The 17722-nt window shown below is 39.3% G+C and carries 21 protein-coding genes; 8 read left to right on the top strand and 13 right to left on the bottom strand.

The genetic code is table 11. The features are described 5' to 3' along the window. Positions 1 to 75: 75 nt before the first annotated feature. Positions 76 to 930, top strand: a complete 855-nt coding sequence (locus AAZR23_RS02085; protein ID WP_434692362.1) for an HNH endonuclease — start codon at positions 76 to 78, stop codon at positions 928 to 930. Continuing rightward, complete coding sequence (locus tag AAZR23_RS02080) at positions 911 to 1264, top strand: nucleotide pyrophosphohydrolase (RefSeq protein ID WP_072870711.1); 354 nt, start codon at positions 911 to 913, stop codon at positions 1262 to 1264. Before AAZR23_RS02085 ends, AAZR23_RS02080 begins: the two co-directional genes overlap by 20 nt. Before the next feature lie 237 nt (positions 1265 to 1501). Here AAZR23_RS02080 and cbrC read toward each other — a convergent pair whose 3' ends face one another. After that, a complete protein-coding gene (gene cbrC, locus AAZR23_RS02075; RefSeq protein WP_434690239.1) occupies positions 1502 to 2089 on the bottom strand; it encodes a PF03691 family colicin E2 tolerance protein CbrC in 588 nt (195 codons plus the stop codon). A 532-nt stretch (positions 2090 to 2621) separates the two neighbouring features. Here cbrC and AAZR23_RS02070 point away from each other — a divergent pair. Both AAZR23_RS02070 and AAZR23_RS02065 read left to right on the top strand, forming a co-directional pair. Next, the gene (locus AAZR23_RS02070; protein ID WP_434690236.1) at positions 2622 to 3113 is read left to right on the top strand and encodes a hypothetical protein; all 492 of its coding nucleotides are present in this window, start codon (positions 2622 to 2624) and stop codon (positions 3111 to 3113) included. Between the two features lie 9 nt (positions 3114 to 3122). Next, a complete protein-coding gene (locus AAZR23_RS02065) occupies positions 3123 to 3878 on the top strand; it encodes a caspase family protein (RefSeq protein ID WP_434690233.1) in 756 nt (251 codons plus the stop codon). Positions 3879 to 4050: 172 nt separating this feature from the next. Here the strand turns inward: AAZR23_RS02065 and AAZR23_RS02060 are convergent, their stop codons facing one another. From AAZR23_RS02060 to AAZR23_RS02040, 5 genes are all read right to left on the bottom strand, one after another. Beyond that, positions 4051 to 4497 (bottom strand): hypothetical protein, encoded by a 447-nt coding sequence (locus tag AAZR23_RS02060; protein ID WP_434690230.1) that lies wholly within the window; start codon positions 4495 to 4497, stop codon positions 4051 to 4053. Positions 4498 to 4594: 97 nt separating this feature from the next. Then, positions 4595 to 5125 carry a hypothetical protein gene (locus tag AAZR23_RS02055; RefSeq protein ID WP_434690227.1) on the bottom strand — a complete coding sequence of 177 codons (531 nt, stop codon included), beginning with the start codon at positions 5123 to 5125 and terminating at the stop codon, positions 4595 to 4597. 115 nt (positions 5126 to 5240) lie between these two features. Next, a complete protein-coding gene (locus AAZR23_RS02050) occupies positions 5241 to 5708 on the bottom strand; it encodes a hypothetical protein (protein WP_434690225.1) in 468 nt (155 codons plus the stop codon). Positions 5709 to 5881: 173 nt separating this feature from the next. Continuing rightward, on the bottom strand, positions 5882 to 6589 hold the full coding sequence (locus AAZR23_RS02045) for a WYL domain-containing protein (protein ID WP_434690223.1): 708 nt from the start codon (positions 6587 to 6589) through the stop codon (positions 5882 to 5884). Between the two features lie 211 nt (positions 6590 to 6800). Continuing rightward, the gene (locus AAZR23_RS02040) at positions 6801 to 7637 is read right to left on the bottom strand and encodes a DUF932 domain-containing protein (RefSeq protein ID WP_434690220.1); all 837 of its coding nucleotides are present in this window, start codon (positions 7635 to 7637) and stop codon (positions 6801 to 6803) included. Between the two features lie 186 nt (positions 7638 to 7823). Between AAZR23_RS02040 and AAZR23_RS02035 the strand changes: the two genes are divergently transcribed. Continuing rightward, positions 7824 to 8792 (top strand): IS110 family transposase, encoded by a 969-nt coding sequence (locus AAZR23_RS02035; RefSeq protein ID WP_434690217.1) that lies wholly within the window; start codon positions 7824 to 7826, stop codon positions 8790 to 8792. A gap of 25 nt (positions 8793 to 8817) precedes the next feature. On the opposite strand, the gene AAZR23_RS02030 is transcribed toward AAZR23_RS02035, so the two are convergent. Beyond that, positions 8818 to 9243 carry an antirestriction protein gene (locus AAZR23_RS02030; protein ID WP_434690214.1) on the bottom strand — a complete coding sequence of 142 codons (426 nt, stop codon included), beginning with the start codon at positions 9241 to 9243 and terminating at the stop codon, positions 8818 to 8820. A gap of 95 nt (positions 9244 to 9338) precedes the next feature. Further along, a complete protein-coding gene (locus AAZR23_RS02025; protein WP_434692359.1) occupies positions 9339 to 10202 on the bottom strand; it encodes a GTPase family protein in 864 nt (287 codons plus the stop codon). 313 nt (positions 10203 to 10515) lie between these two features. Here AAZR23_RS02025 and AAZR23_RS02020 point away from each other — a divergent pair, with 313 nt between their 5' ends. Further along, entirely contained in the window at positions 10516 to 11400 is an 885-nt protein-coding gene (locus AAZR23_RS02020) for a nucleotidyltransferase domain-containing protein (protein WP_434690211.1), read from the top strand. After that, complete coding sequence (locus AAZR23_RS02015; protein WP_434690208.1) at positions 11400 to 12062, top strand: hypothetical protein; 663 nt, start codon at positions 11400 to 11402, stop codon at positions 12060 to 12062. The genes AAZR23_RS02020 and AAZR23_RS02015 overlap by 1 nt, the downstream gene beginning before the upstream one ends. Positions 12063 to 12189: 127 nt before the next feature. On the opposite strand, the gene AAZR23_RS02010 is transcribed toward AAZR23_RS02015, so the two are convergent. The 5 genes from AAZR23_RS02010 to AAZR23_RS01990 all read right to left on the bottom strand — a co-directional run bounded on the left by AAZR23_RS02010 (position 12190) and on the right by AAZR23_RS01990 (position 16669). Beyond that, positions 12190 to 13926 carry a hypothetical protein gene (locus tag AAZR23_RS02010; protein ID WP_434690206.1) on the bottom strand — a complete coding sequence of 579 codons (1737 nt, stop codon included), beginning with the start codon at positions 13924 to 13926 and terminating at the stop codon, positions 12190 to 12192. Positions 13927 to 14119: 193 nt separating this feature from the next. Beyond that, positions 14120 to 14740 (bottom strand): inovirus Gp2 family protein, encoded by a 621-nt coding sequence (locus tag AAZR23_RS02005; RefSeq protein WP_434690205.1) that lies wholly within the window; start codon positions 14738 to 14740, stop codon positions 14120 to 14122. Positions 14741 to 14955: 215 nt separating this feature from the next. Beyond that, positions 14956 to 15540, bottom strand: a complete 585-nt coding sequence (locus AAZR23_RS02000) for a helix-turn-helix domain-containing protein (RefSeq protein ID WP_434690202.1) — start codon at positions 15538 to 15540, stop codon at positions 14956 to 14958. Positions 15541 to 15581: 41 nt separating this feature from the next. Then, positions 15582 to 16319 (bottom strand): hypothetical protein, encoded by a 738-nt coding sequence (locus tag AAZR23_RS01995; RefSeq protein WP_434690201.1) that lies wholly within the window; start codon positions 16317 to 16319, stop codon positions 15582 to 15584. 143 nt (positions 16320 to 16462) lie between these two features. After that, positions 16463 to 16669 (bottom strand): helix-turn-helix transcriptional regulator, encoded by a 207-nt coding sequence (locus AAZR23_RS01990; protein ID WP_434690199.1) that lies wholly within the window; start codon positions 16667 to 16669, stop codon positions 16463 to 16465. Positions 16670 to 16800: 131 nt separating this feature from the next. On the opposite strand from AAZR23_RS01990, the gene AAZR23_RS01985 reads away from it, so the two are divergent. Continuing rightward, the gene (locus tag AAZR23_RS01985; protein WP_434690196.1) at positions 16801 to 17580 is read left to right on the top strand and encodes a hypothetical protein; all 780 of its coding nucleotides are present in this window, start codon (positions 16801 to 16803) and stop codon (positions 17578 to 17580) included. Positions 17581 to 17722: the final 142 nt, after the last annotated feature.

Below are 17722 nucleotides of genomic sequence, written 5' to 3'. Positions count from 1 at the left end.
CATTTTTGGTGTATCTTCTAAAGCCAGATAGCGATAAGATAAATAAAAATTATGGTATCGTAAGGTTATAACGTGATGTGGACAGTATATATATCAGATAAGCCTCATTCGAAAATTAATTTTCCGATTGGTATGAATCAAGGTGTTTGGGGAGTAAAGGAGGCAAAGAAAGGTACTGTTCAGAATATAAAAAAAGATGATCTGGTTGCCTTTGTCTACTCTATTTCCTGGCTAAAAGCAGAGGGAGCCGCCCCTTCAGGCTTCTCCCGTGTGGGTAAAGAACAGCTGCAAAATTTCCGCGGATTGGTGAAAAAAATTATAATTGGTCAGGTAACAAGAGCCTATTATACTGCTTTTACGAAAGTTTGGCCTGATGAAGAGATTTATCCGCATCGCTTCGACTTCAAAATTATTCAGGATTATGGTGAAGATATCTACTTTGGTACAGAGTTTTTCAATGAAGCATTCGTTGAAGCTGTACGTTATTCTGCCTGTACACAGGGTTCGGTTACTCAGGCTGACACGATAACACTATTGGCAGACATTAACCGTGATGTGGATGAGCAAGCTGATGAAACGTCACCTGCTGTCGTCTCCGGTTATGAAGGTAAGCCCATCATGAGGTTACACCAGTCCCGGGAAAGAGATCCCAAAATCATTAAGCAGAAGAAAGAACAGGTACTTAAGGAAACAGGTAAACTTGAGTGTGAAATCTGCTCAATGGATTTTGAAGAAACATACGGAATACTCGGCCACGGTTTTGCTGAATGTCATCACAAAAGCCCCCTGGCTCTTCGGGACAAAAACGAAGAAACAGATCTTTGTGATCTGGCAATTGTCTGTCCGAATTGCCATCGGATGCTTCACAGAAAACGCCCGTGGCTGACACTTGATGATCTGAAGGCAATTTATGAAAATCAAAAGTCTTGAAGACCTGCAAAAGAGACTGGCTGACTTTGCAGGAGCCAGAAACTGGGATCAATTCCATTCACCAAAGAATCTTTCAATAGCTTTATCTGTTGAAGCCAGCGAATTACTCGAAATATTCCAGTGGCTGACTGAGGAAGAGAGTAAGAATCTCAACTCTGAACAGTTAACAGAGACCGAACAAGAAGTAGCTGATGTTTTGTTATACCTCCTGCAACTTTCAGATAAGTTAAATATCAACATCCTCGAAGCTGCTTATAAAAAACTCGACGCTAACGATAAAAAATACCCTGTTGAAGCCTGTTTTGGTTCTGCAAAGAAGTACACTAAACTTTAGCACCTGAAACCGGGCTTCTGTATAACGCAACTGAGGTGCTGGCTGGTATTGAATATTCTGCTGAAAGTGCCGGGGACGATTCTCCTGACAAAAATCGCTTAGCGATGATAATTTTTAAAGTACATCTGTATTTTGACACAACCCCCCCCGATAACCGGTTATCCGGCTATCGGGAGTCACTTCATTCACGGCGTTTTTTAATTGGAAGCGGAGCTGAATTGCTCCGCTCTGCAGCCTTTAACTAAAATCAAAATGCAGGCGTAATTTTTTACAATGCAAACAGCGGAATAAATATCCCTGAGCATCGCTATCCTTATGTAACAGGCCGGATAGCTCCTCAACAGAAAAACCATATTCCTGAATATCATCTTCCAGAGAAACAAATTCATCCAGCCGGTCTTTTATATCATCCCAGCAAACATACCCGATAAATTCGCAGGGTTCATTACAGTGTGCCAACCACACTTCCTGCTGCCATCCGCGGTAACCGGGTGTACGCTTAACCAATTCATCCAGCATTTCATCCGGATACGGGTTGATGGTATGTGAAAATTCACCATCGTCATCATATTCACAGTCAATTCCTTCCACGCTGGCGCTATCCTGGAATTCACCCTCAAATTTCAGGCTGGCAGAACCATCCGCAATGCACCACGGACACAAAGCATCAATATCAGCGACAGAATAAAACGGGCTTTCATAATAAATATCAGTAGGTTGCTGACAGCAATCACACTTGACTGCCTTATCTGCTGAAAAAGCACCGGTTCCAAGTGGTTCGGGATGGTATTTAAAAACAGGTAATTTTCGGTTGTTTGGTGTCATGAGGAGCCCAGTTCAGGAAGAAATGAAACCATTGTAATCATTCCGGAGGCCATCCGCCATTGTCCACTTCCCCTTATCTGAAACAGCCCTGCTCAGAACCAACACAGCAGGCTAAAGGATAAAGTGACCAAATAATATGCAGTGGACGATAAGTGGACATCAGAAAAGACAAAGGGGCTACGCTTTCGCGTAACGCTGACGGAGTCTGAATTCGTCGCTTAACTAAATGATTTTATAGTGCTAATGTTCAGTTCAACTTTTCAAAAGTGCCTAATAAGGTGCCTAAAAATATTTTGATTGATTTTTAGCCATCGGGGTAAATGGGGCACTTCCTCACTATTGCTTGGTATTTTATCATTTAGCAAAAAAATTGCTACTTTTCTTCCGCAGATTATGTCTTGGCAGTAAAATAAATAGAATAAAATTCTTATATTTTCTTATCTAATAAGGCTTCTGAAAGAAGTCTTTGCTCTAGAGATGAGGTTGATGTAACGTTATGAATTAATGTTGATTTTAATCTGGAGTGTAATTTATGCCTGACCCGTCTATAGCAATATCTGAAGCAAGTGTTGGAATTGACTGGTTTAAGTATCTCTCGCCCTTAGTGAGCATATTGGTATCTTCTATTGTGACTTGGCTCTTTTTCAGAAAGAAAAGAAGTGATGAATACCTAAGTTATCTTGACAAACAACTGGATGATATTCTTAAAATATCAGTAAAATACCCTCACCTTGAGCACGCTGTATTTTGTGACTCATGGGAACGAAGTAAAGCATTAGGTGATGGAGAGCAAGCTACAAAATATATCCAATATGGGATTTATACGACCCTTGTATTTAATTATACTTCCCGCCTTTGTGCTCATTTTAATTATAATGAGAAAAAAATATTAGCTCATACCGATATCAAAGACTGGTTAAGACTCCATAAAAAAGTATGGAAACAACCTCCTAACCATGATAATGAAAATATTGACGGCTATGATCAAAAAGCTGTCGATATGATTAATAAAATGATTGGATAATACAATATAATGAAAAGAAAAGCTCTGATAATTGCTAATGCAGATGGTCTTCCTGGCGTTGATGTTGATGTAACAAACATCAGAACATTCCTTACTTCTATCTCTGGAGGCGGCTGGTTTGACGATGAAATTGAAATACTTAGATCTCCACTTAAATCTAATCTTATAAGTAAGTTATCTGGAGTCCGAGGTTGCTATGATTTTACCATAGTATTCTTTGCTGGTCATGGTGGTAATAATAGAGGTAGAAATTTGTTATTTCTGAATTCTTATAATGAATATATTACTGATAGCGATATTAGCAATCTTTCTGAGCGTCAGATAAATATTATCGATTGCTGCCGTTCTCCAGTTGCTGATTACGAACTTGTCAAATTAAGTGAAAGTTGTGTGGCGGGACTTGAAAGCTACTCTGACGAATATCTTAGTTTAGACGAAGCTAGAGCTAAGTATGAGGAGAGAGTTAAAAAATCCCCTACTCAACAAGTAACATTATATGCTTGTTCAGAAGGTGAATATTCCTCAGATACAAAGAACGGTGGACTTTATACTTCTGCTTTTCTTGAAAAGGCTGCTAATTGCAATAAAAAACAGGCATTTCAGACTGCTTTAGCATGCCATACTGCAATTTCTTCTCAGGTAACTATGCAAGCGCAGAAATTTGGTAATAATCAACACCCTGATTTTTCAGCTCTACGCGTGGTGGAGGATAAGCAGTTGATTATCAGTATTAATCCGATTAGTTTGGTTCATTTATTTTCGTAATAAGTAAAGTGACAGCGTCATTAAATGACGCTGTCACTTTACCACAATAAAAAAGAATACTTATTTATTAAAATATTTTAGCTGTAGTGTTAGTAGTATTGAAGTCCTGTTAGTATTTTTTAAAATTTTTGGCTGTTTTTTTAAAACGTTCGTATTCGCCTATCCACTTCCTCTAAAACATCGCTCCACAAAACCCGTCTGGTATTTCTTTTGCCATATTCCTTTCATTCGGGGTAAATTCCCCACCTGATTTCCCATCAATGTAGATTTGAAATTTTGTCGCTTTCCCTAACTCAGTCATCAAGTTATTCCAAGCATTTGCTGCAAATCGGTACTTAGTGCCATCTGGAACGAAGAAAGACGAACCATCGATCAGAAACTCAATATTGCCTTCAATAGGCTTATCATTTTTATAAACATGAAAACCATGGTCGATAGCCTCTGCATAGTCATCTGGCTCAACAAACGAATTGCAAGCAATGATAATGCTATAACCATTATTGTTCGTTATGCCGTATTCAGTAAAACCTTGGGCAAAGGAAGAAGACCAAACATTTGGTATAGCGTGTGCCCCTGCCGATAAAAATAAAAGTACAAATAATGCAGCTAGCTTTTGCATATCATCACATTCCTTAATAAAAAAAGAAGAAGATGGATACCTTGCCTGTTATCAGCAAGGTATTTGATTTAATTGTTGAACAGTATAATAGGTTAAATTACCACTTACGCTCAAAAGCGGAGGGATCATACTTAGGCCCTGTAATGCTGGGATCTAACTGATACGTTCCTTGCCCATAAGTCTTAGGCTTCCACCTAGGTTTATTTTTACCTGAATACTCTTTTTGCGCTGACCAATACCCTATCGGGAAATGCATAACGATGTTACCACCGACGACTATATCAACTGAAGAATACTGACCATTGTTAATCGTCCCTTTCTGGGTATAGGCATTCGGGCTGCATGTTCCGGTGTCCTTTTGCTGCCATACCTGATCTGTGATCGCCACGATATAAAAATCCCCGAAAGCACAACCGGATGTGGATTTGTTATTCAATACCGCAGCATAGTGCTTAGTTTGCCCGACAATCCGGCAGGTATTATTTTGTCCGCCGCAGACTTGCGATAACGTTTTACCGCTGTCGCCATTGATCTCCCATATCGCTCCTGCTTCTGGATTAGCGGCAACAGCCTGATGAGCCAAACCCAGCCATGGTAGCAATAGGGTGGCAATAATTACTTTCTTCATTTAAATACTCCATAAGCCATTATTGATAACGCCAGTGACTGGCGTGAAGTCAGCCTGCAATGACAGGCTGTATTGCCCTGGTGAGGCACATATTTTTTGCTTTAGTGATTTCTTATCAATGCGTTTTATTAAGCTTCTGCGTTAATACCGGAATAATTTTTTTATACATCCCAATACCCAGTGCAATCCCAATAACGACAGACACGAAGACCAGCAAAGCGCCTACAGAGGCATCGTTGTCATAAAACATCCACAGCAGGTTATTCAGTACCAGGCTGGCGGCACTCAGCCCTGAAAGCAGTGAGATAAGAAAGGCGAGCGGTTTTGGGTTAACTGTTAATTGGAAAGGAATGCCTTTAAAGCCGTAAATAATCCACAGCAATAACTGAGCTAATGACATCGGAATGATAACGGCCAGTGTATATAGCAACAGATATATCAGCGTCATCGGTAGCGCCACTCGTGAGTATCCTAAGATGTTAAAGTACTTGAACAGCAGTATCGTAATACTAAAAATTAATAACATACTGATAATAAAGAAAATACGCTCAATACCCTGCCGTGTGTTGTTGATGGTGTTCATGCTTATCCTGTTTAGCGATGTTGAAATTTAGCGTTTGGAATGTGGGGCATCCCACTCATAGCCGCAGTCACGACACATCCAGCCTTTTCCCCATGGAATGATGTCTTCGGAAGCGCCACAATGAGGACAGAATTGATGGACGCTGTGAGCGGGCAGGCAAATGAAATTGATGATCATAGGTGGCTCCTTTGTGGGGATTGACTTAATGGCACAGCTAACTGTCGTAACAGCCGAAAATGCGGTAATGCAGCAATAAAACTGTTTTGATGGGAGAGATGGAAAATCTCGTCGCGGGGCTTAAAGGTGGCGGACAGCAACTGAACCTGATGGATCTCATCAAGTAAAATGACCTGTATCTGTTGATGGCACTCTGCTATCAGATACCATTGACCTTCACGGTAAATAAACTGATACGGCAGCAGCGGGCTGAAGCGTTGCTCTGGAGTTAACACGACCACTTGCTGGTGGCAGGTGATGGCATAGATAAGCTGATAGAAATTATCGGAGTGTTCAGCAGATGTCCGGTGGGCATGGTGCCAGATAATACAGGGGGCATTTTGCCGCTGTGATAACAGCAATCCAAGCAGGCGGCTGTCCAGTCCCGGAAAGATACGGGTCATTCCGGTCTGCCGGACAAAGGTCAGCACATCCTTATCGCGGTAGGCTTTCAACGTATCAGGATGCAGCCGATAAACACCGTTCTGATACTCAATATCCAGATAGGCCAGCCGTTCCCGAAGGTCCCTTCGCAGGGTACGGTAAGAAACCTCAAATTCCTCAGCCAATGCAGATAACGCCAGACTTTCGCCAGCCATCAACCGGGAAATCAATGACGACAGCCTGACTGCCATCCGGTCATATTTTCGGTGTGCCTGAAGCATAGTGATGCTTTCCTGATCTCAAGAGATAATACAATAAAAGATACGCAGAGTTTAACTTAGGGGGGTGACAGGTTATGTCCGTTGGTAAAAATTTTCTTTTGTAATCAAATAATAAGATCACTAGCGTAACGTATTGATAAACGATAAGATAAAGCTATCCGTCGAAATCAACCAGTGAAAAGCGCTGACACAACCTGTCAAAGGACTGAAATTAATTGGGTTGGCGGGGAGCCAGCTGGGTAAAAAGGGTCTCTGCCATCACCCATAAGGCTTTATTTAACTTGATGTCTCCATCGATGCCATTGACGGCGCGGGTATGCGTGCGCTTACCTCTGGCATTACGACCGGATAGCCCGCCTTTGATCAGGTTTTCCTGCAAACGCTGATACACCGTCCACAAATCGGCAGGTTTATCTTCCCATCGGCGTGGCTGCAATATTTGCTCCCGTGTTACCGGCTGATGCTCTTCACCAAAGCGGTAAGTTAACGCGGCCTGTGCAAAGGCTTGCTGGGCAGGCGGCGGTAACAATAATGACTGCATACTTTCACGTTTTTCAGTCACTAACTCAAAGGTATCCAGAACCTCATAAGCGCCTTCAATCACTTTACCCACCACATCTCCTTTATGAGGAACCCGCACTTCCCCCAATACATCACCGCACACCAAACCGTTCTCACAAACGGCTCTAAAGAGTCCCGGCAACATTTGATAGCTACTTGAGCCATCATGGCTGTTGAGCAAAATAATTTCTGGCACCTGTATGCCTGTAATTTGGTCATAGCGTCGAAGACGCAACATGTGCTTGGTGTGCTCTCGACGACTCACATCACGCACACGGGTCTGGCAAGCAAAGAATGGATAGAAACCTTCCTGTTGAAGGCTGCTCAGCAGCGTGATGGTCGGGATGTAGGTGTAACGGCTGCTTCTGGAGTCGTGTTTCTCTTCTGAGAATACACTGGGGACAGTACGGAGTAATTCTTCAATCGTTAATGGACGATCACGACGAATGCTGTGGGCAGAACCAAAGCGGGAAGCTAATAAGCTCATGATAGACTCCTTGTATCTTAATAATTGGTTAAAATAACTACGATTAGATTTGGCACAGCGTATGCAGCCTGATGACTCCTGGGGTTATAAGCCCGTTAATCAGCGATTGGCGCATACGCTGAGCCACTCATCTGAAACCCGAACAGTTGTCCGTACTCCATAACGCATATGCAAGGATGGGTAATAATGAGTCTGCCAAGTTCACTCTGTGTAGGTATAGATGTTTCCAAAGCAACGCTGGACATTGCCGCCAGCAGCACTATTGAGCAATTTTCTGTTGCCAATGATACTGACGGCTTTGATTTCATCATCGCTGAATTGAGGCAGTACGACGTTGCCCTTGTGCTGATGGCAGCGACTGGAGGGCTTGAAGCTGCCGTAGCCTGTGCGCTTCAGGCCGAAGGTTTTGAGATCGCAGTGGTTAACCCCAGGCAGGCTCGTGACTTTGCCCGCGCGATGGGATATCTGGCGAAGACTGACCGCATTGATGCACGAGTACTTACCCAGATGGCTGAAGTTATTAACCGCCATCCGGAACGGGAGCGCTTTATTCGGGCTTTGCCAGATGTTGAGCGTCAGGTTCTCGCCGCAATGGTAGTACGCAGACGGCAGTTGATCTCTATGCTGGTCGCTGAACGTAACCGGCTGTATCTTGCTCATCCTCAAAGCAGAAAAAGCATTAATATCATCATGAAAGCGTTGGAAGATGAACTTGCGCGGATCGATGAAGATATGAATAACCACATCCAGAACCACTTCAAAGAACTCTCTGAACGGCTGAGTAGAGTTAAAGGTGTTGGCGCTATGACAGTTGCGGCGCTGCTGGCAGAGGTTCCTGAATTGGGGAACCTCTCCAGGCGTGAAATCAGTGCGCTTGTTGGTGTGGCCCCGGTAAACCGGGACTCGGGCACCATGCGAGGACGACGAATCATATTTGGCGGCAGGACTGGCGTACGAACTGCACTGTACATGGCTACGCTTGTGGCAACCCGTTTTAACCCGGTGATAAAGGCGTTTTATACGCGTTTGGTTGCCGCAGGTAAGCCCAAAAAAGTAGCCCTGGTTGCCTGCATGCGCAAACTGCTGACCATCCTGAATGCGATGCTCAGAAAGAACGAAGAATGGAATGAGTTGTACCATCACGTTGCTCCATAATTTTATCGTTCAAGACAGTTGCTGATTAGTCAATTAAATGGAAAATGGCGGCAGATTCAGCATGCTGGAAGACATACTCACGCAACTGATAAAAACGGTCACACATCAGTTCACTCTCAGTCTGAAATGACCAGATGCTGTATAAAATCAGGCTCACTACAATCCCGGCTGCTTCACAGCTGACTTCAGCCTCATTGCCGTTATGCATGTTGAACAGCGTCAGAGTCTCTTCCGAAATATCCGGATAGATAAAGGCACCACCATTGGAGAGCGTGCAATACTCCCACCAGCCGCCGTTATAAGCTTCACAAAACTGTCCCATAGTGGTGAATGTCACCACTTCGAAAGTGGTCCATCCCTTGATTTGCCCGAAGTGATTTAACCAAAAATCAGATCGTTGCTCGTCAGGTACCAAGGTCATGGCGATGGCATGTTCAGTGTTAGTATTCATAGGGTAGATCTCCGAAAATATAGAAAACAAAAAAGCGCCAACCCAATAAAAGGCTGACGCTTAGAGTGATAAGCAAGGGGGATTAATGCACTAAATTAAAAGAAGAAACTCCACAGCGATTTAGCGACAGAAATGAGGGTGTTTTTGACCGTACTGAGTGTATTTTTTACAGCTGTTGGTAAAGGGATAATCTCAATCAGTGAATCGACAATATCACTGACACACTGCCCGAAATCATTACTCGCAGTGGTTTCAACCGATGCAGTTCGGTAAGACGTATTCAGTTGCCTGGCAACACCGCTGCTGGCTTGCACCGGCAACGCCATAATCAGCTGCTCTGCTAACAGGGATAACTGATAATGTTCGGTTGAAGAGACTGTGGTAACTGGATTAGCGGGCTTAAAAATGTTCACGACAGCGACCTGCTTTTGCCGCAAGTTAGCCGCTTGCTTGGGGGATGGATGGTGGTATTTAACATTCCATTCACGGCAGGGTTCTATCTTATCGGCCTGATTCAGCACAAACAGGAAACGTGAGAACTTGTAGCCACATTGCTCGGTGAGAAAGCGGTAACACTGCTCATCCGCAGACCATGCACGATCATCCGCTTTAAGCACCCAGATGATGAGATCTAACTCAGGCAAAATATCACGGTAAAGCTGGTGGTATTCGCGATCCCGTTCAAGGCTTTCACCCACTCCGGGTAAATCAATGAAAGTAATAGCCTGCTTACCCATCGCCATAGTGAAACGCTGGGCTTTTCGGGTACAACCTGACACATCGCTGACTGGAGAGAGTGGTGATTGAAACAACGCGTTAATCAAGCTGGATTTTCCAGCTCCGGTTTTACCCATCAGGCCGATGGTGGGGGAGTAGTTAACAAGTGCGTTAAATCGAAATAAAAAATGTTCTCTTATCCTTTCAGGCAGAAAGGATAAATGAGATACTAATGTCTTCATCATTGTGCCTTAGTTGAGTTAGCTCACAATGATGATATATATCTGAAAAATATTTGTTTTTATTAAAATATCATCAATGATACACACTTGATTCTTTCCTATAAAGGGGCATATTTTATAGTTGATATATTCATTGAGCCAAAGAAAAACCTTTAGCTACCTCATTTCTATAAAACCAGAGAGGAATATACTGATTTTTAACAAAAAAACATCATTACATTTTCTTGGTTTTTCATTTGTTACCCCAATATAAATCTTAAAGGGAATGCATACTTATTCATTTTAATGATGCTATTAGATATACGAGGAAATAATGAGCTTAGAAGACAGATTATCAGCTTGGAAAGGACCATCTAGTGATACAGAGCAAGAAAAACAAGAACGAACGGAGAGAATGATTCGTTACGCTATTCAAGACCATGAACCATTAAATGACTGTGATTTAACAATTTTTACAAAAGGTTCATACGCCAATAATACCAATATTCGATCAGATAGTGATGTTGACATTGCTGTTGAATGTACAGAGTGTATATATTGGGAAGAAGAAAAAAATGGGGTTCGACCATCGAATAGCTCCCCTTATTTAGGGAAGTGGACACCTGAAAAATTACGAATAGAAATCATTAATGCTCTAAAAAGTAAGTTTCCGGGAGGTGTCGATACTACTGGTACTACAGCAATACAAGTAAATTATAGTTCTTCTCGTGTTGATGCGGATGTAGTGCCTTGTTTTAGTTATAAATATTACTTCTCCAATGGTGACTTTAGAAAAGGTACAAAGATATTCAAAAATGGGGGGGGTAGTATTGTTAACTATCCTCGACAACAGCTAGAGTATGGAGTAAATAAAAATAACCGAACTAATTATGCTTATAAGAAAGTTGTTCGAATTTTAAAACGAGTACAAAATTTGATGGCATCCACTGCAACTTTTCGAGACTTACCTTCGTATTTTATTGAAAGTTTAGTTTTCAATTGTCCAGACGAATTGTTTCAATATTTGACATGGACTGAACGAGTAAAGCAGGTCCTTATACATATATGGAAAGAGCTCCAAGGTGACGATGAGCCAAACAGTGGGCGATGGGTTGAAGCAAATGACAGCTTTTATCTTTTTCATTCTAGTCAAAAATGGAACCGAAAAGATGGCAGAGAATTTGCCCACGCTGCATGGAATTATCTGGATTTAACTTAATGAAAAATATAACAATAAAAAGTTTTATTTATGTTCTTGTGGGAATATCAGCTGTTGCATGGATTACACTTGCGTATTTGGGAGGGCTTGATCTATCAAAAATAAAGGATTTTTTAGGTCTAATACCTAAAATAGTTACTATCGATCTATTCTTAATTGGGATATTTGTGAGGTGGGGATGGAAATTAAGATGTTTCAGAGGGTGGTTAGTCCCATTCCCAAATCTTAATGGTACATGGGCTGGCTCTATATACTCTCATTGGAAACATCCAAAAACAGGTGAGCGTCCTGCCCCTATTCCAGTTATGCTTACCATAAATCAGTCTTTTTTTCATATAAGCTGTGTAATGCATACAGGTGAAATGAAGAGTTACTCATATTCAGAAGGTTTTATGATTGACTCAGATAGGCAGATGAAACAACTTGCTTATTCATACTCTAGTAAACCGCGACTGAGTGTGAGTGAAAGAAGTATTCCTCATGACGGAACTGGTGTATTTCAGATCATAGAAAAGCCAAACCTTAAACTAGTGGGACGCTATTGGACAGAAAGGCTTACAACTGGAGAAATTGTACTAAATTTCTATTCTAAGGATATTCTTGATGAAATACCTAATTCACTTGGTGAACATCCTATAACCGAACCTGAAAATAGACGGTAATAATTAACAATTTGAAACGTTTAAGTTATAGAACTACATTATAATGATCAGATGTAGTTCTATATAGAACTGAGCCGGTAACTATCCTTTCTTTATTTTTCTTGCATCATCATAAGGCAAAAATTATTTAATCAATAAGATAGCTCAAATTCATCTCTGGGTGAACCTCAAAGTGTTCTGTGCATAGATGAATGACACCTACGTCCTTAGGATGAGCCTCTATATAGTCAATCTTTCTATTAATCCGAGCACACTGTTCCGCACTAATGTAGAAACGATGTTTATCCAACCAATTTCGGGAGTCATGGTAATTATCTATTGTGGATGCTTCAAACGTTGCAAGATATTTCTCAATTTTTGAGCGAGAAACTAATTTCCTGAGTTGAGGTATAATATCAATAGTTTTATCATCTGAAACTACGATAGCGAGCCTCTTAGGACCATTGGATTGCACGTATCGAATCCCTGAGTTATATCTAGAACCTCTTGAGGGAGTACATTGTTCCGTTGCTTCACCATCCAGAATAATACCTACTGCATGACAGTATCCATCAGGGCTTAGCAATATAGTACCATCAATACAACTAACGCTCTTAAGAAGAGCCTCCGAAAGGGGGACGGGTTTAATTCTAGTACCTTGCTTACTTAATCTGAGAGCTTCATCTTCTGCATCTTCTGCAACCACAATCATACTACCATAGCCTTGATTTATCTGAATAAGCATGAGATTCCATAAGTTTACCCCATCTTTTTTTGTAGATAGAGGAAAAAGTCTTGTATAATTCGCTAGAAATGTGGTCTTATCAAATGGTTCTTGAGGCAATTTTGGTTCAGAATAGTGACTACGAAGCATAGCTTGTTCACCACATCTTAATTCCCAGAGACAATGGTCAATAAATTCAATTATAAATACATCTTGCATACTAGGATCATGTGATTCTTTCAAACGCCCTAATCCGTATATATATTGGCTATTTGCAATAATCCCAATACCAGTGCTCGCCATCTGTAAAACTTTCCGAACCCAACGAGGTTCACGAAAAGAAATTGATTCTTCAAATTTTATCAGAAACTCTATTGCATCATTATCTGGATTGACAAGAATTAATTGACCAACCCCTTTATTTCCTTCATACATAAGAGAAGAAATTAAATTTAATGAAGTAAAGAGATCATTAAACATATATCCTTTTTCAATAGCTCCCCCTGGGGTATACATAAAATTCCGAGCTGCAATCCGTATAATTTCCTCTGGTTTTCTCATGCTGTAAAAGCTATTTCTTCCTGGATCAGGATGTTGTAGTTCTTCTGTAGCTTCATGGAGAACTGCATGTATTGCAGCATGTATGAGACTGCGATGTCCATTTATTTTTGCTCCTTGTTTAAAAGGTAAAGGGGGGTGTTTCTGAAATGTAGTATTGGGGATTTGTATAACAGTGGAAATATAATAACCATCAAGGTTTCTGACTTCTCCACAAAAAGATGTAACATCATTTTTCTTGTCATAAGCATCAAGGGATTTTTGAACGGATTTTCGAACAGAATCACGGCGTATCCATTCAGGCTTATCACGCATACTAGCGTCATCGCCATAAAATAAATTATGTGCATCGTGATCTCGATAAGTAGATTCTACGGAGTCTAGCAATCCTTCAAATAAGGAAAGTCCCCATATCCCATCTTCTGGCTCTATGCATACAGGATTATGATTATTATTGTCAGGGCTTCTAGCACCAACAATAAATACTTCAGCATCTTCTGGCGCACCTAAAATTGCAAGGACACTCCGAACCAATATTTGGATATGAATCCTGTAACTATCTTGATAGCTCCACATAAAAAGATACATACCTTTTCCTGGCATCTTGATCTCCTCTAGCCAAAAAAACAACATCACAAATCATTTTATTGTCTGCTATTCTAACACTTAATGAATTATATTGAGTTAATATGTTGGTATTTGATTGGTTACTTTGAATGAGTGTTACTTGCGGTAGTAGTAACATCCGAAAGGTCTAGTTGTTGGGGGTTTTAACACCCCCATAATGTAAATAATATCAGTATTGGCTAGATCCAAAAGAGCGATATCTTGAGCTGTACTGCTTTGAGTACTCTTTAGCCAAATAGTCAGCACGAGCGATTAGTGAATCATAGTCTGCTTTAAAGGTATATGCGTGCTTGTTTATGCAATACCGGGCATTCTTCGGGTAATGTACTAATGTACCCGTATCGATAACAGGGTCTAATTCGAGCTGTAATGCGCTATACCAGGCGGTTGTTATCATGGTCCGTAGACAGGGCTCTACTAAGTTATAATCTCCTAGGTGGTAGTAAGCGTCTTTATTGAAGATAAGTAAGAGATGGTAGTGGGCATTGTCTGCATCTGCTAATTCGCGTACCCAGATGTACCTGAGTTGGTTAGCGTATACACGCTTACCCTGACTTCTTTTTTTGGCTTCATCATGCTCAAGCTTCGCTTTCAGGGAGGCAAGAAAGCGTGATATTGCTTTGGTCGTATTTGTAAAGCATGTTGGCATGTCACCATAATCAGGGGTAGCAGGGAAATGTAGATCAACACGTATTGCTACAATACGAGAATATTCCTCCAATGCGTAATTTAGTGTTTCCCTAATTCTAGTTTGATATGAATAATTATACTCACGGTTATTTTTAGACATAATAGTTCCTTAGTGGTAATCACGGATTACCACCTTTAAATTAATATTTATGGCCAGAATATTATATTGAGTTACCATATAGTCTATGCAGACAATGATACTTTGCTTAGCTATTTAATAAAGATATTATATATTACCTTTCCAACATATAATTTTTTATTAAAGCATGAGTGCAACAGGCTTGTTGGTTTTAAAGTCACTCTTGAGTTAGTTGTTTATTCAATGATAATTTTATTCCAATAACGTTTAACAGTTGAAATACTAATATCAAGTATTTCGGCCACTTCCTTTTGCTTATATCCCTGTGATTTCAGTTTTTGAATTAAATTGTTATATTTACTTCCATTAGGTCTACCTAGTAAATTACCGTTCCGTATAGCTATGTGACATCTTTTTATTTTCTTTCTGTTATTGAATGATTCATCAATTTTAGACAACATCACTATTGTCTCATGCAAATTTAACTTTATATCAAATATATTTCTATTTGATGATGAAGTAAAAACTACGGGTATCATTAACTCATGACAACGACTAAGGATATCTGCAATTTGGCAGGTACTATTTCCCAGATCTTCTAACTCATCGATCATCAGTAGATCATTTGGTGTTAAAATATAATCAATCAAGTTCATAAGACCTTTGGGATGGTGTATAATTTCCGTTGGTGATTGATACTCAATTATTATATTCTCTTTACTAATTGAGTGATTACATATCATTTCCTGTTGGTAATCTTCAACCCAGCCAGGACTGATCTGGTACGCTTTCCTCACTCGATGGTATGCATAACAGGTCATTTGGCTTACTCCTGTGTCCAGAAAAAAATTTAATGATACTACTATAGTGGATTTATGATGATTATATCGGGACTATGTGTGTTTTTTGGTCTGGTTTTAGTTGTATCTAAAACAGGGATCAGTATGACCTTTTCATTAGTTTTATAAATGGGAATATGAGAGATGTATTCATATTGGAAAAAAATATTTTCCTTATTGATAGCACCTTGCAGTCCAAAAAAAACAACATTATTTATATACAGTGAAAATATCGCGTTAAAGTCAAAATAATACCCATCATACTCGGTATTATTAATTAATAGAGTGTTTGAATAGCCACCTGCTTTTTTACCTTGATAGTCTACTAACCTATCAGTATAAATAAATATTGCTTTTTTTGCTTGAGACCATTCCAGATGGTATTTTAAATTTTCTTGAATGTCATCAATTTCGCCTTTCCCCATCTTGGCATTCTTCAATAAATGTTGATATCTATTCTCACCTGACAAGTTTTTATATAAAATATTTTCTTTCCAAATTAAATAAATGTATTCAGCTAATGGAACAGAAGAGTCATTTGATTGAGGCACTTCGCTATGGTTAAGATGTGAATTAAATAATATTTTTTCTAATTCATTTGCAATACGAGTATGTTGACTAATATTTTCTAATAATGGTGCTATGCCCGTTATTATCTTTGATATTACTGACGACCTAGAACATTGATGAAAATTACAGTATTCATCAACCGTTTCTAGTGCACTAATATTTTTTAAAATAATAGTAATTCGCTTTGACATTTTTATTTTCCTTTCTTTTAAAAAACACTACATTTATCAACTAAATTAATTTAATAAGTTAAGAATATTTAAATATGATTATACGTAATATTAAAAATATACATATTTCATTCATTATTTCTAAGGTGTTATATGCATCTAGGTTAGTTAGTTATTTTATTCAGCAACCATTCATTTAATTCGGACTCAACCCAACCAACAGTCTGTAGTCCTAGCTTTCGTTGTTTGGGAAAACTTGGGTCGTAACGAGGAGACTTGGGATTTCTCCAGTCATAAAGGGTCGACTTTGCTATACCAATTCGTTGTAGCACATCGGGTAAGCGTAGTATTTTGATGCTGCATTGGTTCATTTCTATATGTCTCCATTAGTCACAAAGCTATTTCTTAACTATGATTAGTCTAACGAAGGTCAAAGAGGGGTAATATACAGGAAGCAAAATTATTTTTTTTTGACTAAAAAATAACATTAATGAGGCTTTAAGTGAGTGATTTAGAAGCGTTATTTATTCATGTGCTAGATGCTGTTACTTTGAAACAAGCACAAGTTTATGACACAATTTATATAAAAGGCTGGAATGGCTTGAAGGCCAAATCTACGCGAAATGTACTAAATATGTTAAATATGAAAGATTCTCAAGTTGATAAAAAGGCTAATGAGCTATATGAAAAAATATCAAAAAGAAAGGATCCATTAAGTAGTCATCGTAATTTGCTTTCTTATGATAATTCAGAAGCAATTGATATGAGCAAAGGAGTTAACGCTCATTTTTTAGACAAAGTATTTTGGTCCAGTGTTAACTATCAATTAGCAATTAAGCTTAATGAGAAAAATGATTTGATAGTATCTAAAATTATGGCTATTAAATCATTGTGTAAAAGTCTTGAAATACTAAGTGAAGGATTTGGGCTAGGCGTTTATAGTCATTACTATGACGAATTAAAGTCTTTTAGTAAACAACGTGTTGATGCTGGAAGAAAAGGAGGTACACCTAGTAAGGTGTGTAGTTTTCGAATACGAAAATATGCATGCGAATTACTGTATGAAAATAAGCCCAGAGATGAAAAGTGGAAAAATAAGAGTGTTGCAGCTAGGGGAATAATGGAGGATTTACAGGATTTTATTGAGAAATTAGAGCGTGAAGGTAATAAGATTGGATTGAGATATAATGACTTAGAGAGAACTATAATGACATGGTCTAGAGAAGATAGCGATTTTAAGCATGCAATGGAAGTCACGACGAATGTTAGAAAAACAAGATAATAGTCAAATTTAATTAAAATTATTATTAGCTTTATATTTTTAAATTTATGTTTATAATCATTAGGTTATGCGATATTTAAAAAGGATGCAGACATAAAAATAGATTTAAAATTAGTCTAACATTCGTGCTTAGATAAATATA

Origin of the sequence: Morganella sp. Je.2.23, from assembly GCF_051129855.1 — a bacterium.
Lineage (GTDB): Bacteria > Pseudomonadota > Gammaproteobacteria > Enterobacterales > Enterobacteriaceae > Morganella > Morganella sibonii.
Note: the sequence above shows the minus strand (reverse complement) of the source record. Positions and strands in the feature narration are given on the sequence as shown.

Bases quoted from the DNA above. Each gene is read 5' to 3' on its own strand.
- AAZR23_RS01990 (WP_434690199.1), bottom strand. From the start codon at position 16,669: ATGAACCAATGCAGCATCAAAATACTACGCTTACCCGATGTGCTACAA.
- AAZR23_RS02035 (WP_434690217.1), top strand. From the start codon at position 7,824: ATGAGTCTGCCAAGTTCACTCTGTGTAGGTATAGATGTTTCCAAAGCA.
- AAZR23_RS01995 (WP_434690201.1), bottom strand. From the start codon at position 16,319: ATGTCAAAGCGAATTACTATTATTTTAAAAAATATTAGTGCACTAGAA.
- AAZR23_RS02065 (WP_434690233.1), top strand. From the start codon at position 3,123: ATGAAAAGAAAAGCTCTGATAATTGCTAATGCAGATGGTCTTCCTGGC.
- AAZR23_RS02080 (WP_072870711.1), top strand. From the start codon at position 911: ATGAAAATCAAAAGTCTTGAAGACCTGCAAAAGAGACTGGCTGACTTT.
- AAZR23_RS02070 (WP_434690236.1), top strand. From the start codon at position 2,622: ATGCCTGACCCGTCTATAGCAATATCTGAAGCAAGTGTTGGAATTGAC.
- AAZR23_RS02010 (WP_434690206.1), bottom strand. From the start codon at position 13,926: ATGCCAGGAAAAGGTATGTATCTTTTTATGTGGAGCTATCAAGATAGT.
- AAZR23_RS02030 (WP_434690214.1), bottom strand. From the start codon at position 9,243: ATGAATACTAACACTGAACATGCCATCGCCATGACCTTGGTACCTGAC.
- AAZR23_RS02015 (WP_434690208.1), top strand. From the start codon at position 11,400: ATGAAAAATATAACAATAAAAAGTTTTATTTATGTTCTTGTGGGAATA.
- AAZR23_RS02000 (WP_434690202.1), bottom strand. From the start codon at position 15,540: ATGACCTGTTATGCATACCATCGAGTGAGGAAAGCGTACCAGATCAGT.
- AAZR23_RS02055 (WP_434690227.1), bottom strand. From the start codon at position 5,125: ATGAAGAAAGTAATTATTGCCACCCTATTGCTACCATGGCTGGGTTTG.
- AAZR23_RS02025 (WP_434692359.1), bottom strand. From the start codon at position 10,202: ATGAAGACATTAGTATCTCATTTATCCTTTCTGCCTGAAAGGATAAGA.
- AAZR23_RS02040 (WP_434690220.1), bottom strand. From the start codon at position 7,637: ATGAGCTTATTAGCTTCCCGCTTTGGTTCTGCCCACAGCATTCGTCGT.
- AAZR23_RS02085 (WP_434692362.1), top strand. From the start codon at position 76: ATGTGGACAGTATATATATCAGATAAGCCTCATTCGAAAATTAATTTT.
- AAZR23_RS02020 (WP_434690211.1), top strand. From the start codon at position 10,516: ATGAGCTTAGAAGACAGATTATCAGCTTGGAAAGGACCATCTAGTGAT.
- AAZR23_RS02045 (WP_434690223.1), bottom strand. From the start codon at position 6,589: ATGCTTCAGGCACACCGAAAATATGACCGGATGGCAGTCAGGCTGTCG.
- AAZR23_RS02005 (WP_434690205.1), bottom strand. From the start codon at position 14,740: ATGTCTAAAAATAACCGTGAGTATAATTATTCATATCAAACTAGAATT.
- cbrC (WP_434690239.1), bottom strand. From the start codon at position 2,089: ATGACACCAAACAACCGAAAATTACCTGTTTTTAAATACCATCCCGAA.
- AAZR23_RS02050 (WP_434690225.1), bottom strand. From the start codon at position 5,708: ATGAACACCATCAACAACACACGGCAGGGTATTGAGCGTATTTTCTTT.
- AAZR23_RS02060 (WP_434690230.1), bottom strand. From the start codon at position 4,497: ATGCAAAAGCTAGCTGCATTATTTGTACTTTTATTTTTATCGGCAGGG.